Annotated in this window: 26 protein-coding genes; 7 read left to right on the forward strand and 19 right to left on the reverse strand. The window is 68.6% G+C overall.

All coding sequences use genetic code 11. The features are described from left to right. The coding region (locus HV786_RS26700; RefSeq protein ID WP_476691493.1) for a Y-family DNA polymerase at positions 1-455 on the reverse strand (455 nt) is incomplete at its 3' end. Next, complete coding sequence (gene imuA, locus HV786_RS26705) at positions 385-1,089, reverse strand: translesion DNA synthesis-associated protein ImuA (protein ID WP_175212070.1); 705 nt, start codon at positions 1,087-1,089, stop codon at positions 385-387. The genes imuA and HV786_RS26700, both read right to left, overlap by 71 nt. A gap of 219 nt (positions 1,090-1,308) precedes the next feature. Here imuA and ypfH point away from each other — a divergent pair, with 219 nt between their 5' ends. Beyond that, positions 1,309-2,013, forward strand: coding sequence for an esterase (gene ypfH, locus HV786_RS26710; RefSeq protein ID WP_056317165.1), 705 nt, complete (start codon positions 1,309-1,311; stop codon positions 2,011-2,013). Beyond that, positions 2,013-2,795: an IclR family transcriptional regulator gene (locus tag HV786_RS26715; protein ID WP_175212071.1), complete on the forward strand. Its 783-nt coding sequence runs from the start codon at positions 2,013-2,015 to the stop codon at positions 2,793-2,795. Before ypfH ends, HV786_RS26715 begins: the two co-directional genes overlap by 1 nt. Positions 2,796-2,831: 36 nt before the next feature. Here HV786_RS26715 and HV786_RS26720 read toward each other — a convergent pair whose 3' ends face one another. The 11 genes from HV786_RS26720 to queE form a co-directional block, all read right to left on the reverse strand. Beyond that, positions 2,832-3,626, reverse strand: a complete 795-nt coding sequence (locus HV786_RS26720; RefSeq protein ID WP_128829470.1) for an SDR family NAD(P)-dependent oxidoreductase — start codon at positions 3,624-3,626, stop codon at positions 2,832-2,834. Between the two features lies 1 nt (position 3,627). Next, positions 3,628-4,605, reverse strand: coding sequence for a Bug family tripartite tricarboxylate transporter substrate binding protein (locus HV786_RS26725; protein WP_175212072.1), 978 nt, complete (start codon positions 4,603-4,605; stop codon positions 3,628-3,630). 60 nt (positions 4,606-4,665) lie between these two features. Then, the gene (locus tag HV786_RS26730) at positions 4,666-6,390 is read right to left on the reverse strand and encodes a thiamine pyrophosphate-binding protein (protein ID WP_175212073.1); all 1,725 of its coding nucleotides are present in this window, start codon (positions 6,388-6,390) and stop codon (positions 4,666-4,668) included. A gap of 13 nt (positions 6,391-6,403) precedes the next feature. Beyond that, a complete protein-coding gene (locus tag HV786_RS26735) occupies positions 6,404-7,237 on the reverse strand; it encodes a hypothetical protein (protein ID WP_175212074.1) in 834 nt (277 codons plus the stop codon). 158 nt (positions 7,238-7,395) lie between these two features. Further along, positions 7,396-8,817: an efflux transporter outer membrane subunit gene (locus HV786_RS26740; protein ID WP_128829469.1), complete on the reverse strand. Its 1,422-nt coding sequence runs from the start codon at positions 8,815-8,817 to the stop codon at positions 7,396-7,398. Between the two features lie 70 nt (positions 8,818-8,887). Beyond that, the gene (locus HV786_RS26745) at positions 8,888-9,802 is read right to left on the reverse strand and encodes an efflux RND transporter periplasmic adaptor subunit (protein WP_128829468.1); all 915 of its coding nucleotides are present in this window, start codon (positions 9,800-9,802) and stop codon (positions 8,888-8,890) included. A gap of 2 nt (positions 9,803-9,804) precedes the next feature. After that, positions 9,805-10,017, reverse strand: a complete 213-nt coding sequence (locus HV786_RS26750; RefSeq protein ID WP_025140452.1) for a DUF1656 domain-containing protein — start codon at positions 10,015-10,017, stop codon at positions 9,805-9,807. Then, a complete protein-coding gene (locus tag HV786_RS26755) occupies positions 10,014-12,065 on the reverse strand; it encodes an FUSC family protein (RefSeq protein WP_175212075.1) in 2,052 nt (683 codons plus the stop codon). The genes HV786_RS26750 and HV786_RS26755 overlap by 4 nt, the downstream gene beginning before the upstream one ends. After that, complete coding sequence (locus HV786_RS26760) at positions 12,062-12,535, reverse strand: MarR family winged helix-turn-helix transcriptional regulator (protein WP_128829467.1); 474 nt, start codon at positions 12,533-12,535, stop codon at positions 12,062-12,064. Before HV786_RS26760 ends, HV786_RS26755 begins: the two co-directional genes overlap by 4 nt. Positions 12,536-12,678: 143 nt before the next feature. Continuing rightward, a complete protein-coding gene (gene queD, locus HV786_RS26765; protein WP_128829466.1) occupies positions 12,679-13,122 on the reverse strand; it encodes a 6-carboxytetrahydropterin synthase QueD in 444 nt (147 codons plus the stop codon). A 28-nt stretch (positions 13,123-13,150) separates the two neighbouring features. Further along, positions 13,151-13,783, reverse strand: coding sequence for a 7-carboxy-7-deazaguanine synthase (gene queE, locus HV786_RS26770; RefSeq protein WP_056317195.1), 633 nt, complete (start codon positions 13,781-13,783; stop codon positions 13,151-13,153). Positions 13,784-13,993: 210 nt separating this feature from the next. On the opposite strand from queE, the gene arfB reads away from it, so the two are divergent. The 4 genes from arfB to HV786_RS26790 all read left to right on the forward strand — a co-directional run bounded on the left by arfB (position 13,994) and on the right by HV786_RS26790 (position 16,635). Further along, a complete protein-coding gene (gene arfB / locus HV786_RS26775; RefSeq protein ID WP_062841513.1) occupies positions 13,994-14,410 on the forward strand; it encodes an alternative ribosome rescue aminoacyl-tRNA hydrolase ArfB in 417 nt (138 codons plus the stop codon). Positions 14,411-14,418: 8 nt separating this feature from the next. After that, positions 14,419-15,111 carry a DUF2238 domain-containing protein gene (locus HV786_RS26780; protein ID WP_128829465.1) on the forward strand — a complete coding sequence of 231 codons (693 nt, stop codon included), beginning with the start codon at positions 14,419-14,421 and terminating at the stop codon, positions 15,109-15,111. A 69-nt stretch (positions 15,112-15,180) separates the two neighbouring features. Further along, on the forward strand, positions 15,181-15,528 hold the full coding sequence (locus HV786_RS26785) for an ArsR/SmtB family transcription factor (RefSeq protein ID WP_128829464.1): 348 nt from the start codon (positions 15,181-15,183) through the stop codon (positions 15,526-15,528). 51 nt (positions 15,529-15,579) lie between these two features. Next, positions 15,580-16,635: an alkene reductase gene (locus tag HV786_RS26790; RefSeq protein ID WP_056317203.1), complete on the forward strand. Its 1,056-nt coding sequence runs from the start codon at positions 15,580-15,582 to the stop codon at positions 16,633-16,635. Positions 16,636-16,638: 3 nt separating this feature from the next. On the opposite strand, the gene HV786_RS26795 is transcribed toward HV786_RS26790, so the two are convergent. Further along, on the reverse strand, positions 16,639-17,475 hold the full coding sequence (locus tag HV786_RS26795; RefSeq protein ID WP_252870335.1) for a CPBP family intramembrane glutamic endopeptidase: 837 nt from the start codon (positions 17,473-17,475) through the stop codon (positions 16,639-16,641). 162 nt (positions 17,476-17,637) lie between these two features. Here HV786_RS26795 and HV786_RS26800 point away from each other — a divergent pair, with 162 nt between their 5' ends. Next, complete coding sequence (locus HV786_RS26800; protein ID WP_062841508.1) at positions 17,638-18,012, forward strand: MAPEG family protein; 375 nt, start codon at positions 17,638-17,640, stop codon at positions 18,010-18,012. Positions 18,013-18,071: 59 nt separating this feature from the next. Here the strand turns inward: HV786_RS26800 and HV786_RS26805 are convergent, their stop codons facing one another. The 5 genes from HV786_RS26805 to HV786_RS26825 form a co-directional block, all read right to left on the reverse strand. Further along, positions 18,072-18,506 (reverse strand): carboxypeptidase-like regulatory domain-containing protein, encoded by a 435-nt coding sequence (locus HV786_RS26805; RefSeq protein ID WP_128829462.1) that lies wholly within the window; start codon positions 18,504-18,506, stop codon positions 18,072-18,074. 128 nt (positions 18,507-18,634) lie between these two features. Further along, the gene (locus HV786_RS26810) at positions 18,635-19,432 is read right to left on the reverse strand and encodes an NRDE family protein (RefSeq protein ID WP_128829461.1); all 798 of its coding nucleotides are present in this window, start codon (positions 19,430-19,432) and stop codon (positions 18,635-18,637) included. 3 nt (positions 19,433-19,435) lie between these two features. Further along, the gene (locus HV786_RS26815) at positions 19,436-21,415 is read right to left on the reverse strand and encodes an FUSC family protein (protein ID WP_254599525.1); all 1,980 of its coding nucleotides are present in this window, start codon (positions 21,413-21,415) and stop codon (positions 19,436-19,438) included. A gap of 20 nt (positions 21,416-21,435) precedes the next feature. After that, positions 21,436-21,918, reverse strand: a complete 483-nt coding sequence (locus tag HV786_RS26820; RefSeq protein WP_056317222.1) for a YbaK/prolyl-tRNA synthetase associated domain-containing protein — start codon at positions 21,916-21,918, stop codon at positions 21,436-21,438. A 63-nt stretch (positions 21,919-21,981) separates the two neighbouring features. After that, the coding region (locus tag HV786_RS26825) for a helix-turn-helix domain-containing protein (RefSeq protein ID WP_175212076.1) at positions 21,982-22,312 on the reverse strand (331 nt) is incomplete at its 5' end.

Consider the following 22,312-nt stretch of genomic DNA (forward strand, 5'->3'; position numbering starts at 1 on the left):
CGGCCGGCGCGCCGCGCCAGCAGCCAGGCGCCCGTGGCCGTGGGCGCCATGCCCAGCGAAACCCGCAGATCCAGCGCGCGCAGCGTGGCGGCCACCCGCCGGCTCAGCGCCCGCGGTCCGCGAAAGAACATCAGGCTGGCGCCCACATTCAGCAGCACGGTGTCGCCGTCGGCCAGCGCGATTTCGGGGGTGTACTGCAAGAGGGCCAGCGCCGCGCCCTGCAAGGCGTCGGCTTCGGCCTGCGCCTGGCGGGGCAGCAGTTCCACGCCGGGCGCGATGGCCGCCGCGCCCGCGCGGCGCATGCCGGGCGTCACGCCGGCCTGGCGGGCGGCGGGCGTCAGGGCGGCCACACGTTCCTGGTCCAGAACGGCGAACGCCTGCTGTTCATGCGGCCAGTGCGGGCGTATGGCGTCCAGCGGCAGGCAGCGCAGGTATGCGGCGATCCAGAGGCGCATGGCGGGGAGAAGAGGGGATAAGGGCGCCGGGCTCCAGGCCCACGTACAGCGGGGTGTCGCAGACAGGCCCCCGGCGCTTCAGTATGTGTACGGACAGGCCGCCCGGCGCGGGCGCCAGCGCCAGCCGCAAGGCGGCGGGCGTGGCGCTCTGGGCGGCGCGGGACGGGCGCACGGCGATGAACAGCAGGTCGCTGGCCTGGGCCGCCAGGTGCAGGCGGCGCAGGGATTCCGGGCGCACGTGGGGCAGCCAGCAGATCAGCGCGCCGCAACTGGCGTTCTTCAGGATCTGTTCGCTGGCCCACAGCGCATCCACCGGTTTTTCCGGCGCCACCCACAGCAGTTGCCGGGGATCCAGCCGCCAGCTCATCCAGCTGGCGATGTGCGGAACATGGGGGGGCTGCACCAGGGCAATGGGCCGACGGGTTTCCAGTTGGGCCAGCGCGGGACGTAGCAGGCGGATTTCTCCGATGCCGGGATGGGGCGTGAGCAGTTCGACGAGCGATCCCAGCGGCCAGCCGTTATCCGGCAGTTCGGCCGATAGCGCCGCATGCCCGGTTGGCAGGGTGCGTGCGGCGCCTTTGGCCAACTGCGTGGCGCGCCACAACGCGGGATGGATACGTTCGGGGGACTGCATGGCAAAAGCGCCCGGTGTTCAATACCTGGATAAATATACAGTATTGTACCGGGCTTTGCGCCGGCAGGACGTATCGAAAAGTGGCCCGGGACGGCCGGCCGCCGGGCGGCACGCGCGAAAAAAGCCTGGCGATGTGCAAGCCCGGCCAGGCGCGGCGCATTTTACAATCCGGCAATCGGGGCGCAGTTGCGCGGTCCCAGCCCAGCACGGAGCAGTTTCATGGCGTCTTCCAGTTCTATCGAATTCCTTCCCGATCCGGGCGTCGACGTGCGCCAGCTCTTCATCCTGCTGCACGGCGTGGGCGGATCGCCCGCCAACCTGGAGCCCCTGGCCCAGGCGGTGCGCGCGGCGTTTCCGAGCGCGGCGGTGCTGATCCCCGAAGGCTTCGAGCCCTTCGATGGCGGCGGCGCCGGCCGGCAGTGGTTCTCGGTGCGTGGCGTTACCGACGACAACCGCGCCGACCGCGTGGCCCAGGCCCTGCCGCGCCTGGAAGCCTACGTGCACGATGCGCAGGCCCGCTTCGGCTTGCTGCAGTCCGACACCGCGCTGGCCGGCTTTTCGCAGGGCGCCATCATGGCGCTAGAGCTGGTGCAGGCCCACGACGGCATGGCTGGACGCGTGATCGCGTTTTCGGGCCGCTACGCGCAACTGCCAAAAAGCGCCCCGCAGTACACCACCATCCATCTGCTGCACGGCGCCGACGATCCGGTCATGAGCGTGTCGCAGGCCCAGGCTGCCCAGGCCCGCCTGGCCGAACTGCACGGCGATTCCACCATCGACATCGCCACCCACGTCGGCCACGAACTGCATCCCGCCCTGATCCAGCGCGCCATCGTGCGCCTGCAGACCTGCGTGCCGCTGCGCAGTTGGGAAGCGGCGCTGGGGCTGAACCAGACGCCGCCGGACGGGACGACGGTGCATTGATGGCGCCCCGCGGGAGCGACGCCGTCGGCGGCGCGCAAAGCATCTTCCGCGTGCTGCGCATCCTCAAGTACGTCGGGGCGGCCCCGGCGCGTGGCGTGGGCCTGACGGACGTGGTGCGCGATGTCGGCCTGACGCCGCCCACCGCGCACCGCATGCTCACGGCGCTGCTGCAGGAAGGCTTCCTGTCACTCAATCCGCGCCTGAAGACCTACAGCCTTGGCCGCGAGTCCTACATCCTGGGGCTCGCGGCCGAGAGCCGGCACGGCATCAAGGCCATCGCCGAATCGGCCGTGTTGAGGCTTGCGCAGTCCACGGGCGACACCAGCTTCCTGTCGGTGCGCTCCGGGCACGAAGCGGTCTGCGTGGACCGCAAGACGGGCGACTTTCCCATCAAGATCCTGACGCTGGAAGTCGGCCACCGCCGCCCGTTGGGCGTTGGCGCGGGCAGCCTGGCCTTGCTGGCGTTCCTGCCCAATGACGATATCGAACGGGTGCTGGCGCGCTACGACGCCAGCGCGGCGCCCGACCTGCCATCGACCGACATGCTGCGAGAGGACATCGCCGCCGCGCGCAGGAACGGCTACGCGCTGAACCCGGGCCGCATCATTCCGGACATGCTGGGCGTGGGCGTGCCGGTGCTTGACCGCGAGCAGCATGTGGTGGCGGCGCTTAGCGTGGCGGCCATCCGTTCGCGCCTGTCGGGCGCGCGCCTGGCCGACGTGGTGGCCGCGCTGCAGCGCGCGGCGGCGGAATTGTCGGCGGACCTGGCCCCGCGCGTCTGATCGCGTCCCGGCCAGTCCGATCCCGCCGGCTTTGCGCTAGCGTCCCGCGCAGGCCTTGCCGCCATCGACCGGCAGGCACACGCCGGTGATGTACTTGGCCTCGTCGCTTGCCAGAAACAGCGCGGCATGGGCGACGTCCCAGGCGTCGCCCATCCGCCCCATGGGGCTGGCGGCATTGCGCCGCCGCCGCATTTCCTCGACGTCATCGAACTGGCCCGCGATCTGTTTGTAGATCAACGGGGTGTCGATGACGCCGGGCAGCACCGCATTCACGCGGATATTGTCCGGCGCGTAACGCACGGCCAATGACCGCGTCAGGTGGTTCAACCCGGCCTTGGCGGCGTAGTAAGAGGTGTACGGGTAGGAATTCACCTGGATCGAGGCCAGCGACGAGATGTTGACGATGCTGCCCGCGCCCTGCGCCAGCATGGCGGGCAGCACATGCTTGCAGGTCAGGAACACGCCGGTCAGGTTGGTGTCCAGCACGCGATGCCAGCTCTCTTCGGTGGCCTCGATGGGATCGCCCATCTCCGTGATGCCCACGTTGTTGTGCAGCACGTCGATGCGCCCGGCGGCCGCCAGCACGGCAGCGACCGCCGCCTGGATCTGCCCGGAATCGGTCACGTCGGCGGTCAATGCCTGGCAGCGGCCGCCTTCGGCTTCGATGATGCCGCAGGTTTCGCGCGCGGCCTGCGGCCGCAGGTCCACGGCGAACACCCACGCGCCCTCGCGCGCGTAGAGTGCCGCCGCGGCCTTGCCGTTGCCCCATCCCGGCCCGGACGAGCCCGCGCCAAACACCAGCGCCACCTTGTCTTTCAGCCGCTGACCCATGTCATTCCGCCGAGATGTGCGCAAAGTCGGCGACCTTCTTCCACTTGGCCACGTCGCCCTGGATCATCGCGGCAAATGCCTCGGGCTTGTCGGCGACCACATACGCGCCCACGCCCGCGTACTTGGCCTGCACGTCCTTGTCCGCCAGCGCCTTGCGGGATGCGTCGTTCAGCTTGGCCAGCACGTCCTTGGGCAAGCCCGCGGGCGCCAGCAGGCCATTCCACATTTCCGCGTCGTAGTCAGGCAAACCCACTTCCGCGAACGTGGGCACGTCCGGCAATTGCGGCAGGCGGGACTTGGCGGCCACCACGATCGGGCGCAGGTTGCCCGACTGGATGTGCGCCATCGATGACGCGGCCGTATCCCACAGAATGGGCACCTGGCCGGCGATGACGTCATTGAGCGCGGGACCCGTGCCGCGATACGGCACATGCATCATGTCCAGGCCCGACAGCGACTTGTAATACTCCATCGCCATGTGGGTGGCGCCGCCGTTGCCGGACGAGGCGTACGAATACTTGCCCGGGGCGCCCTTGATCAGGGCGGTGAACGACGCATAGTCCTTGGCCGAGAAGTTCTTGTTCACGACGATCACGCCAGGCACGCGGATGATCTGCGTGACCGGCGTGAAGTCCTTCACCGCGTCGTAGGGCAGGTTCTTGTACACGGCAGGGTTGGTGCCGTTGGTGCTGGACGTGCCCAGCAGCAGCGTGTAGCCGTCCGGGGCGGCCGAGGCCACGGCTCGGCTGCCCACGGTGCCGCCCGCGCCGCCGCGGTTCTCCACCACGACTGGCTGGCCGATCTGCTTGGCCAGCGCTTCGGCAAAGATGCGTCCGACCACGTCCGAGGTGCCGCCCGGCGGGAAGGGCACGATCAGGCGGATGGGCCGGTCGGGGTAGGTGGTCTGCGCCGCGGCGGCGCCCGCCAGCGACAGGGTTGCTGCGGCGGCCGCCAGCTTGATCCAGGTTCTGCGCTTCATGAGGTTTGTCTCCTTGCTTGATATTGTTTTGTGTGTCGAACCGGGCGATGCGCGCCGCCCTCAGGCGATGCGGTCGCCCGGCTTGATCTTGGCCGCCCGGCTGTCCACGCCCGGCAGCATGTGCGCGGGGTCGCGCGTGACCACCACGTCAAGAATGGTGGGACGGTCCTTGCAGGCGTAGGCTTGCGCCAGCGCGGCGGGCAGTTCCGCGGGATCCTCGACGCGGATGCCATTGCAGCCCAGCGCGCGCGCCACGTTGGCGTAGTTCGTGTCCACCAGATCCGACGACTGGTAGCTGCCCGCGCCGTACATCAGGTGCTGCAACGCCTTGATGTAACCCGACGCAGCGTTATTGACCACCACGAGCGTGAAGGCGAGCTTCATGCGCACCGCGGTTTCCAGTTCGCCCAGCGACATATTGCAGCCGCCGTCGCCGGTCAGGCTGACCACCTGGCGGCCGGGGGCCGCCGCGGCCGCGCCGATGGCGCCGGGGATGCCGTAGCCAATGGACGCAAAGCCGCGGTCGGGCACAAAGCCGCGGCCGGCGCGCTTGGTGTCGAACAGCAACCCGCCCCAATGCGCGGCGAAGCCGCCGTCGGCCACCAGGATGCCGTCTTCGGGCAGCGACGCATTGATCTCGTGCATCAGCCGCGCCATGCCGACGGGGCGGTCGCCGGAAGTCAGCTTTGCGTTGACCGATTCGCGCCACGCGTGCATGGCCTGGCCGACCTCGTCCACGTAGTCCTGGCGGGCATGCGCGCCGTGGGCGGCCAGGCGCGCGTCCAGGTCCTCCAGCGTGGCACGCACGTCGCCCCACAGGCGCAGGGCGGGCGTGGTGGTGCGGTCGAATTCCTCGGCCACGATATCCAGATGGATGATCGGCGCGCCCGCGGCCAGCAGGTCGTAGCGGCGGGTCGCCACTTCGCCCAGCTTGCAGCCGACGACAAAGAGGCAGTCGGATTTGGCGATCAGGTCATTGGCAATGCGGCTGTAGCGGCCGAAAAGCCCCGCGTTCAGCGGATCGCTGCAGGCGATCGCGCCCTTGCCGCTCATGGTGTGGGCGACGGGAATGCCGAACTTGCGTGCGAAGGCCTGGACGGTATCGGCGGCATCGCTGATATGCACGCCGCCACCGCACAGCATCAGCGGGCGGGAGGCCCCCGCGAGCATGCTTGCCGCTTGCGCCACGTCGTCGGCCGACGGACGGCAGCGCAGGGCGGGCGAGCGCCGGTAGTTGGGGCTGGAATAAAAATCGTCGGCATCGAACGCATGGACCGCGTGCGCGATGTCTTCGGGCACATCCAGCACCACGGGGCCCGGGCGGCCGCTGGTGGCCACGGCAAAGGCGCGCCGCACCAGCTCGGGAATGCGCTCGATCATCTCCACCCGCAGCACGTCTTTCACGACCGGGCGCAGCACCTCCAGCTGCCGGGCCTCCTGGGTCATGTTCTTCCAGGAGTGCATGCGATGCGAGTCGCCGACCAGCGCGACCAGCGCCGTGCCCGCGTTGTAGGCTTCGGCCAGCCCGGTCACCAGGTTGGTCGCGCCAGGGCCCAGGGTCGCGTCGCACACGCCCGGGCGGCCGCTGACCTTGGTGTAGGCGTCGGCGGCGAACACCGCGCAGCGCTCGTCGTTGATCAGGTTGTGATTCAGGTTCAGGCGGCGCGCGGCGTCATAGAACGGCAGGAGCTGGAAGCCGCCCATGCCGAACATCAAGCCGACCTCGTGCGCGGCAAACATGCGGGCGAGGGCTTCGCCTCCGGTGATTTCCAGTTTTTCCGACATTCGGGTAAGGCTCCTAGTGGGTGTCGCGCCCGGCGAGCAGGGCGTCGATAAAGGTTTTGAGCGGTGTGCCGACGCGGCAGCCCAGGTCGCGGGCGCGGGCGTTGGCCGAGGAGATGGTCCCTTCCTCGTAGCAGGAACGGGCGTCGCCGATGCGCGCGGTGTGCGTCGAGACGGTCAATGCGGCGATGCCGCGCTGTTGCAGCAGGGGCAGGCGTCCTATGCCGGCGCTGTCCTTGCCCATGCCCGCGTCGTTGAAGGTGACCAGGCGCGGGGACGCCCGGACGCCATCGGACTGCAGGCCGGCCAGCCGTTCTCCGTGAGAGGCGGTGACGGCGATGAGGCCGTCGTCCTGCGCATCCACGAGCGACACGGAATCGGCGCCCACCACCAGCGGGGCGCCGTCCGGGCCGGACATGATGACGATGCGGGATTCCTTGATGGCGGTGGGGCGGCCGGCGTTTGGCTGGGCGTGCGCGAGCCGCGCAGCGGCTTCGGAGACGGTCATGCCCGGCTCGCAGCCCAGGTCCTGGGCAAGCGCATTCACAAAGCTGATGACGCCGTGGCGCGCCATGTCTGCGCCATCGCCGATGCGGCAGCTGCGGTAGCTCGCGGTGGCGGCGGGAACGCCCCAACGTTGCAGGTCGTCCAGACCCGCAATGCCGGCGCGCTGCCAGCCCACGCCGGCGTCGTTCAGCACGACGGCACGCACCTCGCCGCGTGCCGCGCAATAGGCGGCATAGCTGCCGCCATGCGACCCGGCAATCACGACGCGCCCGGCGTCCTTCCGCGTCAGCTTGGTGATGCTGTCCAGCACCCGCGCATCCCGGATACTTTCCGGATGTTCCATATTATGAATTGTCCCCGTCCTACAGCACTGGCTCCGTCAGGTTGGGGTTGTGCTGTCGAATCGTTTGATGTTGTTATCGCGTTCGGGACGATTCTAGGGGCGCGGGTTTTATGGAATCAATGCGATCTCCATAATATGGAATTGATTTTGCGGCCGGCTTACTGCTCCCAGCCTCCACCCAACGCCAGAAACACCGCGATCTGGTCGCTGGAGAGTTCCGCCTGCGAGGCCGCCAGCGCGCTTTCATTGCTGGCCAGCGTGCGCTCGGCATCCAGCACGGTCAGGTAGTCCGTCTTGCCGTACTGGAACAGGCGCCGCGCCTGCGAAGCCGCTTCCGCGCTTTGGTCGCGGGCCGCGCGCAGGGCGGTGTCGCGGTCCAGTTGGCGGGCGTAGACCACCAGCGCGCTTTCGGTTTCGCGCAAGGCATTGAGCACGGTCGCGTCGAAGCGGGCGGCGGCGGCCTTGGTGTTGGCTTGCGCCTCGGCGATGCGCGCTTGGGCGGCGCCCGTGTTGGGCACTGTCCAGGAGATCAGCGGACCCACGCTCCAGCTAAAGGTGCCGCGGTCGCCAAACATGGCTGCCGGACCGCCCGATGCGGCGGACAGGCCCAGCGTGATCTTGGGATAAAGGTCGGCCGTGGCGACCCCGATGCGGGCCGTGGAGGCGGCCAGGGTGCGTTCCGCCTGGCGGATGTCGGGACGGCGGCGCAGCAACTGCGCGCCATCGCCCACCGGGATGGTTTCGGTCAGCTTGGGCGCGCTGGCGCATTGCAGCAGGGCGGACGGGATCTCGGCCGGCGTCTGGCCGGTCAGCGCCGCCAGGCGATACAGCGCCGTGCGCTGCTGGGCCTGGAACGGCGGCAGGTTGGCCTGCAATTGTTCAAGCTGGCTGCGCGCTCGCGTGACGTCCAGCGTGGTGCCCCGGCCGGCGCGCTGCAGGCGGCTGACGGCGTCAACCGATTCCCGCTGCACCTGCACGGAATGCTGCGCCGAGGCCAGCTGCATGCCCGCCGCGCACAGGTTGGCGTAGGCGCGAGCGGTCTCGGCCGCGACCGTGACGCGGGTGGCGTCGTACGCGGCCTGCGCGGCCTGCGCGTCGTCAGTAGAGGCTTCGACGGCGCGGCGGATCTGGCCGAACAGGTCCAGTTGATACGACACGCTGGCGCCGGTGGAGTAGGACCAGCGGTTGGGCGGATCGATGCCAGGCTGAAGCTCCTGCAAACCGGAGACATGGCCGAACGTGGGCGAGGCATTCACGCCGATCGTCGGCTGCTGCTGCGCCTTCGTTTCCTGCACCGCGGCCTGCGCGCGTTCAAGGTTGGCGCTGGCCACGCGCAAATCGGTGTTTGCGGCCAAGGCTTTTTCCACCAGGCCGTCCAGCACCGGATCGTTATACAGACGCCACCAGTGGCCAGGGACCGCCTCTTGCCGGTACACGTCTTCCTGCGCTTGCACGAAGGAGGATTGCGCGCTCGGCCGCTGGGACACGGCCTCGCGCGGCACCTGGTAGTCGGGGCCGACGGCGGCGCATCCGGCCAGCGCGAGGGCCAGCGTCAGCGGAAGGAAAAATCTGGTTTTCATGGCAGGTACGGCTTGGCGTCGATAAGGGGATTCAAGGGTTTTCGGAAAGAAGGGCGATGCGGGCCGCTCGTCAGGAAGCGTGAGGCGCGGCGGCTGCGGCCTGGGGCGGGCGGTCGTCGACCGAGACGGTGGCCGTCTGGCCGGCGACCAGCCGCACGCCCTCGGGCACGTCGTCGATCTTCACGCGCACCGGAATGCGCTGCGCGAGGCGGACCCAGTTGAAGGTCGGGTTCACGTTGGGAAGGAGGTTCGCGCCGGTGCTGCGGTCGCGGTCCGCGATCCCCATGGCGATGCTTTCCACATGGCCGCGAATGTGGCGCGATTCGCCCATCAGCGTCACGGTGACGGGGTCGCCTTCGTGGATGCCGGGCAGCTTGGTTTCCTCGAAGTAGCCTTCGACGTAGAACGACCCGGCGTCCACCAGCGCCATCACGCCGTGGCCGGCCGTGGCGTACGAACCGGCGCGCAGGTCCAGGTTGGTGATGCGGCCATCGCTGGCGGCCACGACGCGGCTGCGCGCGAGGTTCAAGCGGGCAGTGTTCAGCTGCACCTGCGCCTGGGCGAGCGCGGCTTCGGTCTGCTGCACCTTGGTCTGGCTTTGTTCGACGGCTTCGGCCGCAACCAACTGGCCCAGCGAGCGGTTGCGCTTGGCATCGCGCAGCGCCTGGTCGTGCGCAACCTGCTGCGAACGCACCGAGGCCTGGGCCTGGTCGTACGCCAGCTGGAAGCGGGCGCGGTCGATCTCGAACAGCAGGTCGCCGGCCTTCACGTCCTGGTTGTCGTGCACGGGCACGCTTGTCACCAGGCCGGAGACATCGGGCGCCACCTGCACCACGTAGGCCTTGACGCGTCCATCGCGCGTCCAGGGCTCGACTTCATAGTGATCCCAAAGCTGCCAGCCGGCATAAGCGGCGGCGGCGACGACAACGGCCGTCACAGCGAACTTGCCGATTGCAGCAGGGCGAAGGGCATTGGGGAGTTTCATACCTATCTCTGAAGAAAATAAGGGGAAATGAGGGAGACGCCGTACAGCAGCACCACGAAGAGCGCCAGGTCAAAGAGCGCGGGGTGCCACACCAGGCGATACAACCCGGCGCGCGCCAGCACGCGCCGCACCGCCCAGGCCACGCCCAGGGTGACGACGCCCAGCACGAGCAGCCAGGGGAAGTAAATGCCGTAGAGATTGAATTCGCCGATCATGATGCTTGGCCCTCCAGCGTGGGATGGGCGGGTTTAAAGTCGGGCGCGTCGGGAAAGAAGGCGCGGCGGATGCCGACCAGCGCCACCACGGCGCGGTCGCGCGCGTGGGGCCCCTGCGGCGTGGCGGCCACGCTGCAGAGCGCGCGATCGATCTGCGCCAGGAACTCGGTTGTCTTGTCCTGCGTGCGCCCCGACGAACGCAGCCGGAAAAACTGCGCCAGGCTGTCGAGCACCGGCTGGATCGTGGATTCGGCCATCGGCAGATGGCGGCGCGCCCGCTGCAGTTCGGTGATGTCGCGGCCCACGCGCAAGTCTTTCAGCGCATCGGCGGCCACCAGGTCGTCGGGCCGCTTGGCCAGCGCCAGGCGCGGCTGCAAAAGCCCGATGCGGTCCAGCATGCGGGCGGCATAGGTGTGGCGCGACGGCGCGCGGGGCGCGCTAGCCAGCGTCGCCAGCTCTTTCCAGTTGGCGGCCTGGATGCGGCGTGCGCTCCAGTCGGCGCTGACCGTGCGGAAGATGGCGGCGATGATCGCGGCGGTGGCCACGCCGATGCACTGCGCGACCTGCGTGTCGATGAAGGACACGACGTCGGCCGTGTTGGTGTCTTGCAGCGCCATCGTGCCCAGAAATCCGAACAGCATGGCCATGGCCTTGCCGGTGCTGGCCGGGCGGGCAATGAAAATGCCCAGCACGAACGCGGTCGGCAGCATGGACAGCGCCAGCATCTCGAAGGAATGAATGGCCGGCATGATGCCCAGCAGATACAGCGCCGACAGCGGAATCGAATACACCGTGTAGGTCAGAAACTGCATGATGCCGGGCACGGGATTGTCCTGCGAGGCGAAAAAGCAGCTGAAGATCGCGGCCATCAGCGCGGCGGTGGCGCCGTTGCTCCACGCCGTGCCGATCCAGAAAAGGCAGCACACCGAAATGGCCAGGCCGGCGGCCAGCGCCGACAGCAGCGCCATGCCGTGGTCGCGATGCAGCGCCGCATTGGGATCGCGTGAAGTGCGCGGGGTGCGCACCGGCGCGCCCTGCAAGCCCGCGCGGATGTCGCGGCGCAGGGCCAGGCATTCGTCATAGGTGTCGATCAGTTCGCGTAGGCGGGTCATCAGGCTGGCCAGCAGCGCGTCGCGCCAGGTCGAGCGGCTGTCGATCCCGGGCGTCAGCTGTGTGACCGCGGCGCGCAGTTGGACGGCGGTCTCGTGCGAGGCCTGGCCGCCGGCATTGATCCATTCCGAAATATCGGACAGCAGCGCCTGCACCGGTTCGGGCAGCGTCTGGCCGTTGGCCTGCAAGGCGCGCATGCGGTCTTCGACGGCGGACACGGCCGGCGTCAACGCCGCGATCTGGTCTTGCATGGCGCGCACGGCGCCTGCGGTCCAGCGCAGGTTGCTGGTGTCAAAGGGAACGTGGGTGGACAGCAGGCGCAATTGCGTGATGTCGTTGGCCAGCACGCGGCGGTCCTTGTCGCGCTGTTCGGCGGTCTTGCCGCTCAGCGTGTCGTGCATCCAGTTGCGCGCATCGCGCACGGCCTTGTCCAGTTGCAGCGTCAGCGCGGGCGCCAGGCCGCGGGGCAGGACAATGCTGTGGATCAGCGTGGCGCACACGATGCCCAGGCTGATTTCCTCGACGCGGGCGAGCGCCGTGTCAAAGACCAGGGAAGGGTCGGTGACGCTGGGAAAGCCGATCATGGCGGCCGTGTAGCCGGCCAGCATGAACAGATAGGACCGCGGCGTGCGGTCCAGCACCGACATGTACAGGCAGGCGCCCACCCACAGCACCATCGCGCCGGTCATGACGACGGGCGAGTTCGACAGGCGCGGCACCATGTAGACGGTGGCCGCCGAGCCGGCGAAGGTGCCGATCAGGCGATACAGGGCCTTGGAACGGACCGCGCCGGACCAGGGCTGGGCCACGACATAGGCGGTGGTCATCGCCCAGAACGGACGCGGCAAACCAATGCTGTAAGCCAGATAGAGCGCCATGATGGCGCTCAGGTAGCTCTTGAGCGAGAAGAGGGTTTCGCGGACGTTCGGCAGTTTCATGGCCGCGCGTCCTCTTGCGCTCCGGCGCCGCTGCGGCCAAGCGACACTTTCAAGGCGTCGAAGACGCGCAGGCAGGCCTGCAGATCCGATTCGCTGACACCCTGGAAGACGCGGCGGCGCAGCTCAACCAGCACCTCTTCGACCTGCGCGCGCAGCGCATGGCCGGCGTCGGTCAGATGCAGGGTGCGTGCGCGGCGGTCGTGGGGATCTTCGCGGCGTTCCATCAGGCCGGCGGCCACCAGTTGGTCCAGCACGCGCACGAGAGAGGGGCCTTCAACGCCCAAAGCTTCGGCCAGCGCGCCTTGGCGAACACCGTCGCCAAGTCGGCCGGCCAGGATGACGGGCCACGCGGTTGCCTGTGACAGTCCGTAGTCGGCAAGCGCCTTGTCGGCAGCGCCGCGATAAGCGCGCGACAGCACCATCAGATTGGCGGTGGTGGCCATGAGCTGGGAGTCGGAAGGAGTAAGCATGGAATCGATTGTATCCTATCTATTAGCTTACTAATGATTGAAAATGGCGACTATCTCGATAGATTTTCTCAATTGGGAAAATGGCGGGGCGGTTTTCCGTGGGTGGAAAACTGGGGGCGACACCCGTCCACCCCCGTCAGGGATCAACCGTTGCAGTCGGCCCAGCAGTTCGGCGTTTCGTACAGACGCACGCGCGTCAGGCGCAGTTCAGCGCCGTAGTGGCCGTGGTAATGCGGCGCCAGCGTTTCAAACACGATGGTGGCCAGGTTCTCGGCGGTGGGGATGCGGTCCAGCACGACGGTCTTGTGCCCGGGCAGCGTGTCCAGGAAGCCGCGCACGGCGGCGTCGCCTTCGTAGACCAGGAACGCGTGGTCCCAGACGTCCACGATGTGGGTCTTGGCGATGTGCTTGATCTCGGAGAAGTCCATGACCATGCCGTTGTCGGACTCGCCGGGCGCCTGCACCACGTCGCCCGTCAGGGTGATTTCCAGCACATAGCGGTGGCCGTGCAGGTTGCGGCACTGGCTGCGGTGGTCGGGAATGCGGTGGCCGGCGTCGAACTCGAGCCTGCGGGTCACGGAAATCATCGTGCGCTCCGCGAGGCGTGGGGGTAAATCATGGAATGCCTATGTATTTGTGGGTTTGCAGGCTGAGCCGCCATTGCGGATGCTGCATACAGTACTGGACGGCCTGCTCGGTGTTGGCTGCGCGCGCCGGACCGTCCATGGGTTGCAGGAAAAAGTGTTCGAAATCCAGGTGCGCGAAGGCGTCGGGCAGGGCGTTCAGTTGCGGGTAGACCAGCTTGAGCTCGTTGCCGCGTTCGACCACGACCGGGGCCGTGCCCTTGGGGCTGACGCAGATCCAGTCCACGCCGGCGGGCGGCTTGATCGTGCCGTTGGTTTCGATGGCGACGGTGAACCCGCGGGCGTGGATGGCGTCCAGCAGCGGCGTGTCCAGTTGAAGCAGCGGTTCGCCGCCCGTGAAGACCACGTAGCGGTTGTCGGCGCCGGGGCCCCAGGCCGCGGCGATGGCGTCGGCCAGCAGATCCGCCGTGGCGAATTTGCCGCCGCCGTCGCCGTCCGTGCCGATGAAGTCGGTGTCGCAGAAGGTGCAGGCGGCGCTGGCGCGGTCGCTTTCGCGGCCGGACCACAGATTACAGCCCGCGAACCGGCAGAATACCGCCGCGCGGCCTGCATGGGCGCCTTCGCCTTGCAAGGTCTTGAAGATTTCTTTGGCGGAGTAAGTCATGGGGGATGCGGGCGGCTGGCCGCCCCGGATTCGAGCAAAAGCGCATCATTTTACTTGGCGCGGCCGATATCCGCCGAAAGACCCTGCGCCACGCGGGTTCGCCGCCTGCGGCAGGCGGGTGCGCCGCGCCCGGAAAATTGCGGGATCCGCATGCGCGCCGTTCTCCGTGCCTGCTGCGCGAAGCCTGCCGGCCCTGTAGACTTGCCGCCTATGTTTCACGTCCAAGACTCGCTATTCATCGACGAGCGCGACCTGACCTTCACCATGATCCGCGCCCAGGGCGCCGGCGGGCAGAACGTCAACAAGGTCTCCAGCGCCGTCCACCTGCGCTTCGATGTGCGCGCTTCCCGCCTGCCGCTCGAGGTGCAGGACGCCGTGTGCGCGCTGAACGACCACCGCATCTCCAAGGAAGGCGTGATCGTCATCAAATCGCAGTCGTTCCGCAGCCAGGAAAAGAACCGCGCCGAGGCCATCGAGCGCCTGGTGGGCATGGTGCGGTCGGCCATCCGGGTGGACAAGCCGCGCCGCGCTACCAAGCCGACGCGCGCCTCGCAGCGCAGGCGCGTGCAGCGCAAGGTGCTGCACGGCGAGGTCAAGCGGCTGCGCGGCCGGGTACAGGGCGATTAGAGGCCGCCATGATCGACGCGCGCCGCCGTTACCTCGTCTCCCTGGCCGGGGTGTTTGCCGTCATCTGGGCGGCGCTGGCCATCGATCCGCACGACCGCTCGGCCTGGGCGCTGGAAAATGCGCTGGTGCTGGGCCTGGGCATCGTGCTCTTTGCCACGCGGCACGCGTTCGTGTTCTCGCGCGTGTCGTACACGTTGATCTTCCTGTTCCTGTGCCTGCATACGATCGGGGCGCACTATACGTATTCCCTGGTCCCGTACGACGAGTGGTGGCGCGCCTTGACCGGGCGCACGCTCAACAGCCTCTTGGGCTGGGAGCGCAACAACTTCGACCGCGTCGTGCATTTTTCGTACGGCCTGCTGCTGGCCTACCCGATCCGCGAGATCTTCCTGCGCGTGGCCGAGGTGCGCGGGTTCTGGGCGTACTTCCTGCCGATGGACGTCACGCTGTCGACCTCGGCCCTCTACGAACTGATCGAGTGGGGCGCTGCCGAGTTCTTTGGCGGCGACCTGGGCGCGGCTTATCTGGGGACGCAGGGCGATATCTGGGATGCGCAGAAGGACATGGCGCTGGCGGCGCTGGGCGCGGTCATCGCCATGGCCATCACCGCCCTGGTCAACCGGAAAGCGCGGCGCGACGTCGCGCGTGACTGGGCCGACAGTCTGAAGCCCGAACGACGGCGGCACGCCGAAAATCCTTGAAGTCCATAGGGGCATGACGATATATCGGTTAAACCCGATATATGATTCGATAAATTGCGATATACCAATATGACCGCAACTTCCTCACGCACCGAGCAGGACGCCACGCAACCCGTGATCGACGCAGACGCCATCCTCAAGGCGCTCGCCAATCCGGTCCGGCGCGACATCCTGACCTGGCTGAAGACGCCGCACGCCCATTTCGAGGAGCGCCCGGGCCACACCTTTGAACACGGGGTGTGCGCGGGCCATATCGATGATCGCTGCGGACTGTCCCAGTCGACGGTGTCGTCGCATCTGGCCGTGCTGCAGCGCGCCGGCCTGATTTCGGCGACCAAGGTGGGGCAGTGGGTCTTTTTTCGTCGCAATGAACCCGTGATTGCCGCGTTCCTGCGGCAGTTGAACCAGGATATGTAGCCCGTCTGCCATACCCGCAAGCGCCCCATTGCCGGGACGAAAGGATGTTTCATGAACCCGTTGTTTGAACCGCTGAAAGTCGGCGACCTGACGCTGCGCAACCGCGTCGTGATGGCGCCGCTGACCCGTCAGCGCGCCAGCGCCGGCCGCGTGCCGAATGACCTGATGGTCGAGTACTACACCCAGCGCGCCGGGGCCGGCATGATCCTCACGGAAGCCACCGCGGTCACGCCGCAGGGCGTCGGCTACGCGGATACCCCGGGGCTGTGGTCGCCCGAACAGGTCAAGGGCTGGCGCAAGGTGACGTCCGCGGTGCACGACAAGGGCAGCGTGATCGTCGCGCAGCTCTGGCACGTGGGGCGCATTTCCGACCCGATGTTCCTGGACGGTGAACTGCCGGTCGCACCCAGCGCCATCGCGGCCAAGGGCCATGTCAGCCATGTCCGCCCCAAGCGCGCCTACGTGACGCCGCGCGCCCTGGAAACCGCGGAGATCCCCGGCGTGGTCGAGGCTTACCGCCACGGCGCGCAGATGGCGATGGAAGCCGGTTTCGACGGTGTCGAGGTGCATGCCGCCAACGGCTACCTGCTGGACCAGTTCCTGCAGGACAGCACCAACCATCGCACTGACCAATACGGCGGCTCCATCGAGAACCGCGCGCGCCTGCTGCTCGAAGTGGTCGACGCCTGCGTGGCCGTCTGGGGCGCGGGCCGCGTCGGCGTGCATCTGTCGCCGCGCGCGGACGCCCACGACATGGGCGATTCGGATCTGCCCGGCCTGTTCGGCTATGTGGCGCGTGAACTGGGCAAGCGCGGCATCGCGTTCCTGTGTGCCCGCGAACACGAAGGTCCCGACAGCCTGGCCCCGATGATGAAGGCCGAGTTCGGGGGCGTGTTCATCGCCAACGAAGGCTACACGCGCGAAACCGCCGAAGCCGCCGTGGCCGCCGGCCGTGCGGACGCCGTGGCGTTTGGCGTGCCGTACATCGCCACGCCTGATCTGGCCGAGCGTCTGCAGCAAAATGCGCCGCTCAACACGCCGAACCCGGCCACGTTCTACGCCTCCGGCCCGGAAGGCTATACCGACTACCCGGCAATGGCGGCCTGACGTTCAGAGCGCGGCGCGCATCGGATAGGTAAACCATCCGAAGTGCGCCGCGTTCAGGCCCAGATGCGCCAGCACGGCGGCGGCCAGGCCGCCGTAGCGGTAGGCCACGGCGTATCCCACCCCCGCCAGCGCCGCCAGCAGCATCCACTGCCAGCCTCCGGCGTAGTGCGCCAGCCCGAACAGCGCGGCCGCCACGGCCAGCGCCGCCCAGGCGCCCCATGGATGATGACGCCACCATTTCGTCAGACGCTCCTGCACATATCCTCGAAACAGCGCCTCTTCGGACAGCGTGACGAGCAGGGCGTTGTTCAGCAGCCAGATCCACCCGGACGCGGGCCACTTGGGCGCCCATCCCACCACCCCCAACGCCAGCGCCAAGCCCAGGCAGGCCGTCACTGCGCCCGCGCACGCCAGCAACGCCGCCTGCAAGGTCAGCCGCGCATGCGCCGCGGCCATCGGCGGGGCCAACACCAGCACCACCCAGAACCCCACCAGCGGCTTGTCCATATTCAGGTACATGCCGAACGGCACCGCGTCTGGCGTGAGCGGCGCGGGCGCAATGACGCGCAGATTGTGAAAGCCGGGCAACAGATGGGCAAAGAGCAGCACGGCCACGACCACGAAGAGCGCATGACCCGCCGCGCGCGGCGCGGGCCCTGCGCCAGCGCGCACTAGCGCGGCCGCAACGATCAGCAGTGCCGGACCCGCGAGCGCCACCGGATCGACGACGCCGTCGGCCAATGCCCAGGCCCACGCCACCGCCAAGGGGGCTAGCGCCCAGCGGCGCGTGCCAGGCGGCCACAAGAGGGCGGCGGCCAGGAACAGGGCAAACCACGGCATGAGGTGCGGCATCGGCGGACGGCAGGCAATCGCGAAGGCCTGAGTGTAAGCGCGCGCCCAGGCCGGCTTTGCCTTGCCGGTGATTTCAGGCGACCATGCGGCAGCGGCGGCACGTGCCCCGCATATCAGGCGGACCTTGCGCCGCCAGCAATGGAGTCAGGAATGAAGACAATCGCGTGGTTGATGCTGGCCGCGGCGCTGCTGCCGTTCGTGTGCACGATCATCGCCAAGGCAGGCGGCAAGAAGTTCGACAACAACGATCCGCGCGCGTGGCTGGCGCGGCAGGAAGGGTGGCGCGCGCGGGCCAATGCCGCGCAGGTCAACACGTTCGAAGCGTTGCCGTTTTTCTACGCCGCGGTGTTGTTCGCGCTGTACAACCAGGCCTCGCCCGCGCACGTTGCCACGCTGATGGCGTGCTGGCTGGGCACACGGCTGGGATACCTGGCGATGTATCTGGCGAACTGGGGCGCGCTGCGCTCGCTGGTCTGGACGGCGGGGGTGGGATTCGTGATCGCGATCCTGTTCGCGGGCGTCTGAGCTGCGGCGCACGACCCAATGAGATTGGCCGCGGCGTTACGCGCCGCGGCCGCCCGGCATCACTTCCACTCGAACATGGCGCGCGCGGTGCCCGAGCTTTCCACCCTGACCGCACGCTCCTGCGCCTGGCCGTCGTACGTGGCCGATATCTTGTAGCTGCCCGCGGGCAGCTTCACCAGCATGTAGGGGCCTTGCGACGTGGTCTGCAGCACGGCCTTGCCTTGGGCGTCCCGAATGGCGACGGTCACGTCGGCCACGTAATCGGCCTTGCCCCCGCGTTGGGCGGCAAAGGTCAGCGCCAGCGGATAGCTGCTGGACGCGGCCTTCATGGCTTCCGATTCGTCGATGCCGATGCCGCCGCTGACGTACTCCACGGTGCCCTGATGCTGCACGGGCGGCATGCCTGCCTGGGCGGTGGACAGGACGCCTGCGATGGCCATGCTGCCCAGGGCCATGGCGGCGGCCATCGTGCAGCGTTCAAAACGTTTGTTCATGGAATTCTCCTGCAGGAAAACCGGCGGGGCAGCGCGTTGTGGCTGCCCCCGCCGGTAGCTTGCAACGATTCGACTTGGGTGCGCAAGGCGAGTTCGCGTCCGTCCGCCTCGGAAATCAACCGTTTGTATCAGGCGCCGCGTGCGCAGCCGCCGCTGGCCTGCCGCCAGCAAAACGTCAGTTGGCTCACGCCGCTGACCGAGCCATCCGCCGCGAAGCGCCGTTCCTCTAGCTGCCCGGCGCCGCCGCCATGCAGTGCCATCACGCTGGAGCTGCGCGTGCCGTACGTCGGGCTGACGATGAACGGGCTGCTCAGCAGCCGTTCGCGGTCCGGCGGCAGGCCGGTGGCGGGCAGGTCTGCATCGTCTGCCGGGCTGCGGTCGGCGAGCGCGGCGAACAGCGCGGGCAGGTCCGGCTGCGGCTGGTGGTGCAGCACGGCGGTGAACGCGGCCTTGGTTCGCGCCAGCTTGGGCCAAGGCGTGTCCAGCAGGTGATTGGACAGGGCATAGACGCCGGGGGCCAACGCGCGCGGCCCGCCGTCGCGGTTGCTCAGGTACCAGGCCTGGCGGGCGTCGCCCACGATCAGGTTGAAGCCGTTGTAGGCCTGGTCCACGTCATGCACCGTTTCCAGATACGCCTGCGGCGTCATGGCGCCGCGCAGAAAGTCTTCGACCAGCGCGCCGCGCGACGGCGCGTCATCCAGATGCCGGCCGGGCTCGCGAAAGTTGGTGACCAGCGCGTAGCGTCCCTCGGTCGTCGCGCCCATCCACGTGCCGCCCGCCTGGCCGTCGCGACCGGCGTAGATGTTCGGGGCGTCCGGCCATTGCGCAGCGGGCAGGGTGGGACGCGCGTGGAACTCGTCGCGGTTCGCGGCGATCAGGACGGGGATGCCGGGCAAGGAGTGCAGGGCCAGTACGGCAAGACACATGATTCAGACCTGATGAAGGGGGGAGGGATTGGCAGGGCGGCCGGGCGCGGCGGTGAAGTCGGGTCCGGCCAGCGTGGCGCGCAAGGCTTCGATCTGCGCGGCGACGTCGCGCAGCGCGGGCGAGGGCGTCGAGATCGCATCGCCAGGCACGGGCAGGCCCTGTTCGACGGTGGCGGCAATGCGATCCAGCGCGGCGGCCAGCTGGGCGACCTCGGCGGCGGGCGGCGCGGCCTGGCCGTCGGGCAGCGACCAGGCCGTGTCCGAGATGGCGTTGGCCACGCGTTCCAGCGCCACTTCGACCGGCCACCAGGCCAGCGCGCGGCGGCTGACCAGCCGGGGCTCGGACAGCCCGCGCTGCAGGGCGACGCGCAGGTCCGACAGGCGCGAGTAGGCGCGGGCGCGCAGGTCGTGCCGTTTGTCGGGATCGGCCTGAAAGACCGTGTTCAGGTACGCCGCCAGGGTGAACGTGGCCGAGGACACGGCATGGTCCAGATTGCTGCGTTCGATGCGTATCCAGGGCAGGTAACCCACCAGCAATACGATGGCCGCCGCGACGCCCACGTCCACCAGCCGGGCCAGCGCAATGGCCCAGCTTCCCGGTTGCAGCGCGCCGATCAGCAGCATGAGGATGGGCAGCAAGATGGCCGAAAACAACCCATAGTTGCGCCGTATCGACCAGGGCAGCAGCGCGGCCAGGGCGGCGAGCGTCAGCAGGCTGGCAAGGCCGCCCCGATCCAGCGCGAGGACGGTGGCGCTGATACCCACGCCCACCACGCTGCCCGCGCAGCTCTGCAGGGCGCGCGCGAACACCGAGCCGAAGTTGGGCTTGAACACCACCACGACGACGAGCGGCACCCAGTAGGAGCGCGGCAGCGCGGCCGCCAGGGCGACAGCCTCGGCGGCGAGCAGGCACAACCCCAGTCGCACGAGATACCGCACCGTCGTCGGCCCGGGCCGGTACGTGCGGACCAGCACGCGCCAGGGCGTACGCGCAGGCGCGGGCTGAAGCGTCGCGAAGGCGTCGGGCTGCGCGGCGCGGGCGCCGTTCAGCAACAGTTGCACCTGCTCCAGCGCGTCGGCCAGCTGCGGCATGCCGGCCCGGCGCAGGGCGGAAATGTCGTCGCGCGCGTCCGGTTCGGCATCGTTTTCGACCCGGTCGGCCACGTGGTTCATGACGCGGGCGCACTCTGGCGGCAACACCCGGCCGGCGCGCGCCAGCGTCAACGCGGCATTGGTGAGCGGCGTGCAGGCCTGCAACTGCGCGGCCAGGCGGGCCAGCCGCGGCGTCGGACCGGCCGACCGGCCACGCGCGGCCAGCACGGTGTCATAGGCGGCGGTCATGGCCGCTTCCATGTCGCGGCGCGCGGCCATGACCCGGGAAGTGCCGATCGCCGAGAACATCGCCGCCAGCTTGCGGTAGGCCTGCGCCACCGCGGCCCGCTCCGGCGCGATGGGGTTCACCACCCACCCGGACAGCGTCAGCGCCAGGCCGAACAGCCCGCCCGCGCCGACCAGCACCGGCGGCATCCACGCGGGCAGCGTGGACGTCAAGCTGGAGCCGACGATGACGTAGGTGGCAAATTGCAGCGTGGCGACGGCGGCGATGTTGTTGAAGGTGCCGACCAGGCTGGCCGCCAGGACCAGCACCATCATGGCTGCGGAGGTCCACAGGCCGTGCCCGGCGATCAGGTTGCCCAGCAGGTAGCCCAAGGCGCCGCCGAACACCGTGGATCCGATCGAAAGCGCCCGGTTGCGGTAGGGGCCGCCGTTGTCGCCCGTGATGGCGGGCAGCGCGCCCAGCGCCACCAGCGCGGCCGACGCGCCCTGGTCAAGCGCCATGCCTACCGCCGTCGGCAGGCCGATGGCCAGCGCGGCGCGCAGCATCACCCACGGATTCACCGGCGACGGCTCCATGTGCGCCAGGCTCATCAGCCAGCGCATGTTCGAGGCGTGCGCGAGGCGGCTTATGGATGGGCGGGACAAGGTGGCCTCATGGGCGGCTGTCAGGCCTTGATGAGCGGCGCCTCTTCAGGCGCGGCCAGGCGGAAGTAGTCGTCCGTGTTCAGCAGGATGGACGCGTCCAGCCGTCCCGCGTTGAACACGATTTCGGCGTGGCGTTCGCGCAGGCTGGGGTCCACCAGCAGCGTCAGGTCCGGATTGAAACTGAAGGGCGGAATCGCGCCGATCTCGCAGCCGGTCAATTCGCGCGCCAGGTCCTGCGACGCGAGCGAGGCCTTCTTGCCGCCGGCCGCCCGCGCAATGGCGTCCAGGTCGGCCTGCTTGTCCGCGGGAAAGACGGCCAGCACGTTCTTGCGCAGGTTGGAGGATATCTTTACGCGGCAGACCAGCGCCTTGGCGCCCTGGCTGACCTCGGTGCCGCGAATGGCGGCGACCTCGACGGAACGCCCGGCCGCGGCATGTTCAAGCAGGCGGTAACGGGCCTGGTTCTGGATGAGCAGGGCTTGCAGGCGTTCGAAGACTTCCATGGGATTCTGGGCAGAAGCGGCCGGGGGTCGGCCTCGTACGCGAAATCATACGCCCGCGGCGCGCTAGATTTCCCCGGTGAATGCGTAGCCCCAGCCCCACACCGTACGGATGGGCAGTTCCACGTCGACGTCCTGGGCCTTGCGCCGCAGGCGGCTGACGACGACGTCCGTGCGACGGACGGATTCGCGGCCCGAATGCGGATCGATGCCCGGCGGGTCGCCGCGCGGCATGCGCTTGTCGGGCGAGCCGGTCAGCTTGAGCAGGAAGTCGCGTTCGGCCTGGGTCAGCGCCAGGCGCGTGCCGTGGGGGCTGACGAGCGTCCAGGCCGCGTCCAGGAATTGCCACTTGCCGGTCGGTTCGGCGGGCGCCGCGGCTACGGCCGGGCGCGGCTCG

The sequence above is a fragment of the Achromobacter mucicolens genome, from assembly GCF_902859725.1.
GTDB lineage: Bacteria > Pseudomonadota > Gammaproteobacteria > Burkholderiales > Burkholderiaceae_B > Achromobacter > Achromobacter mucicolens.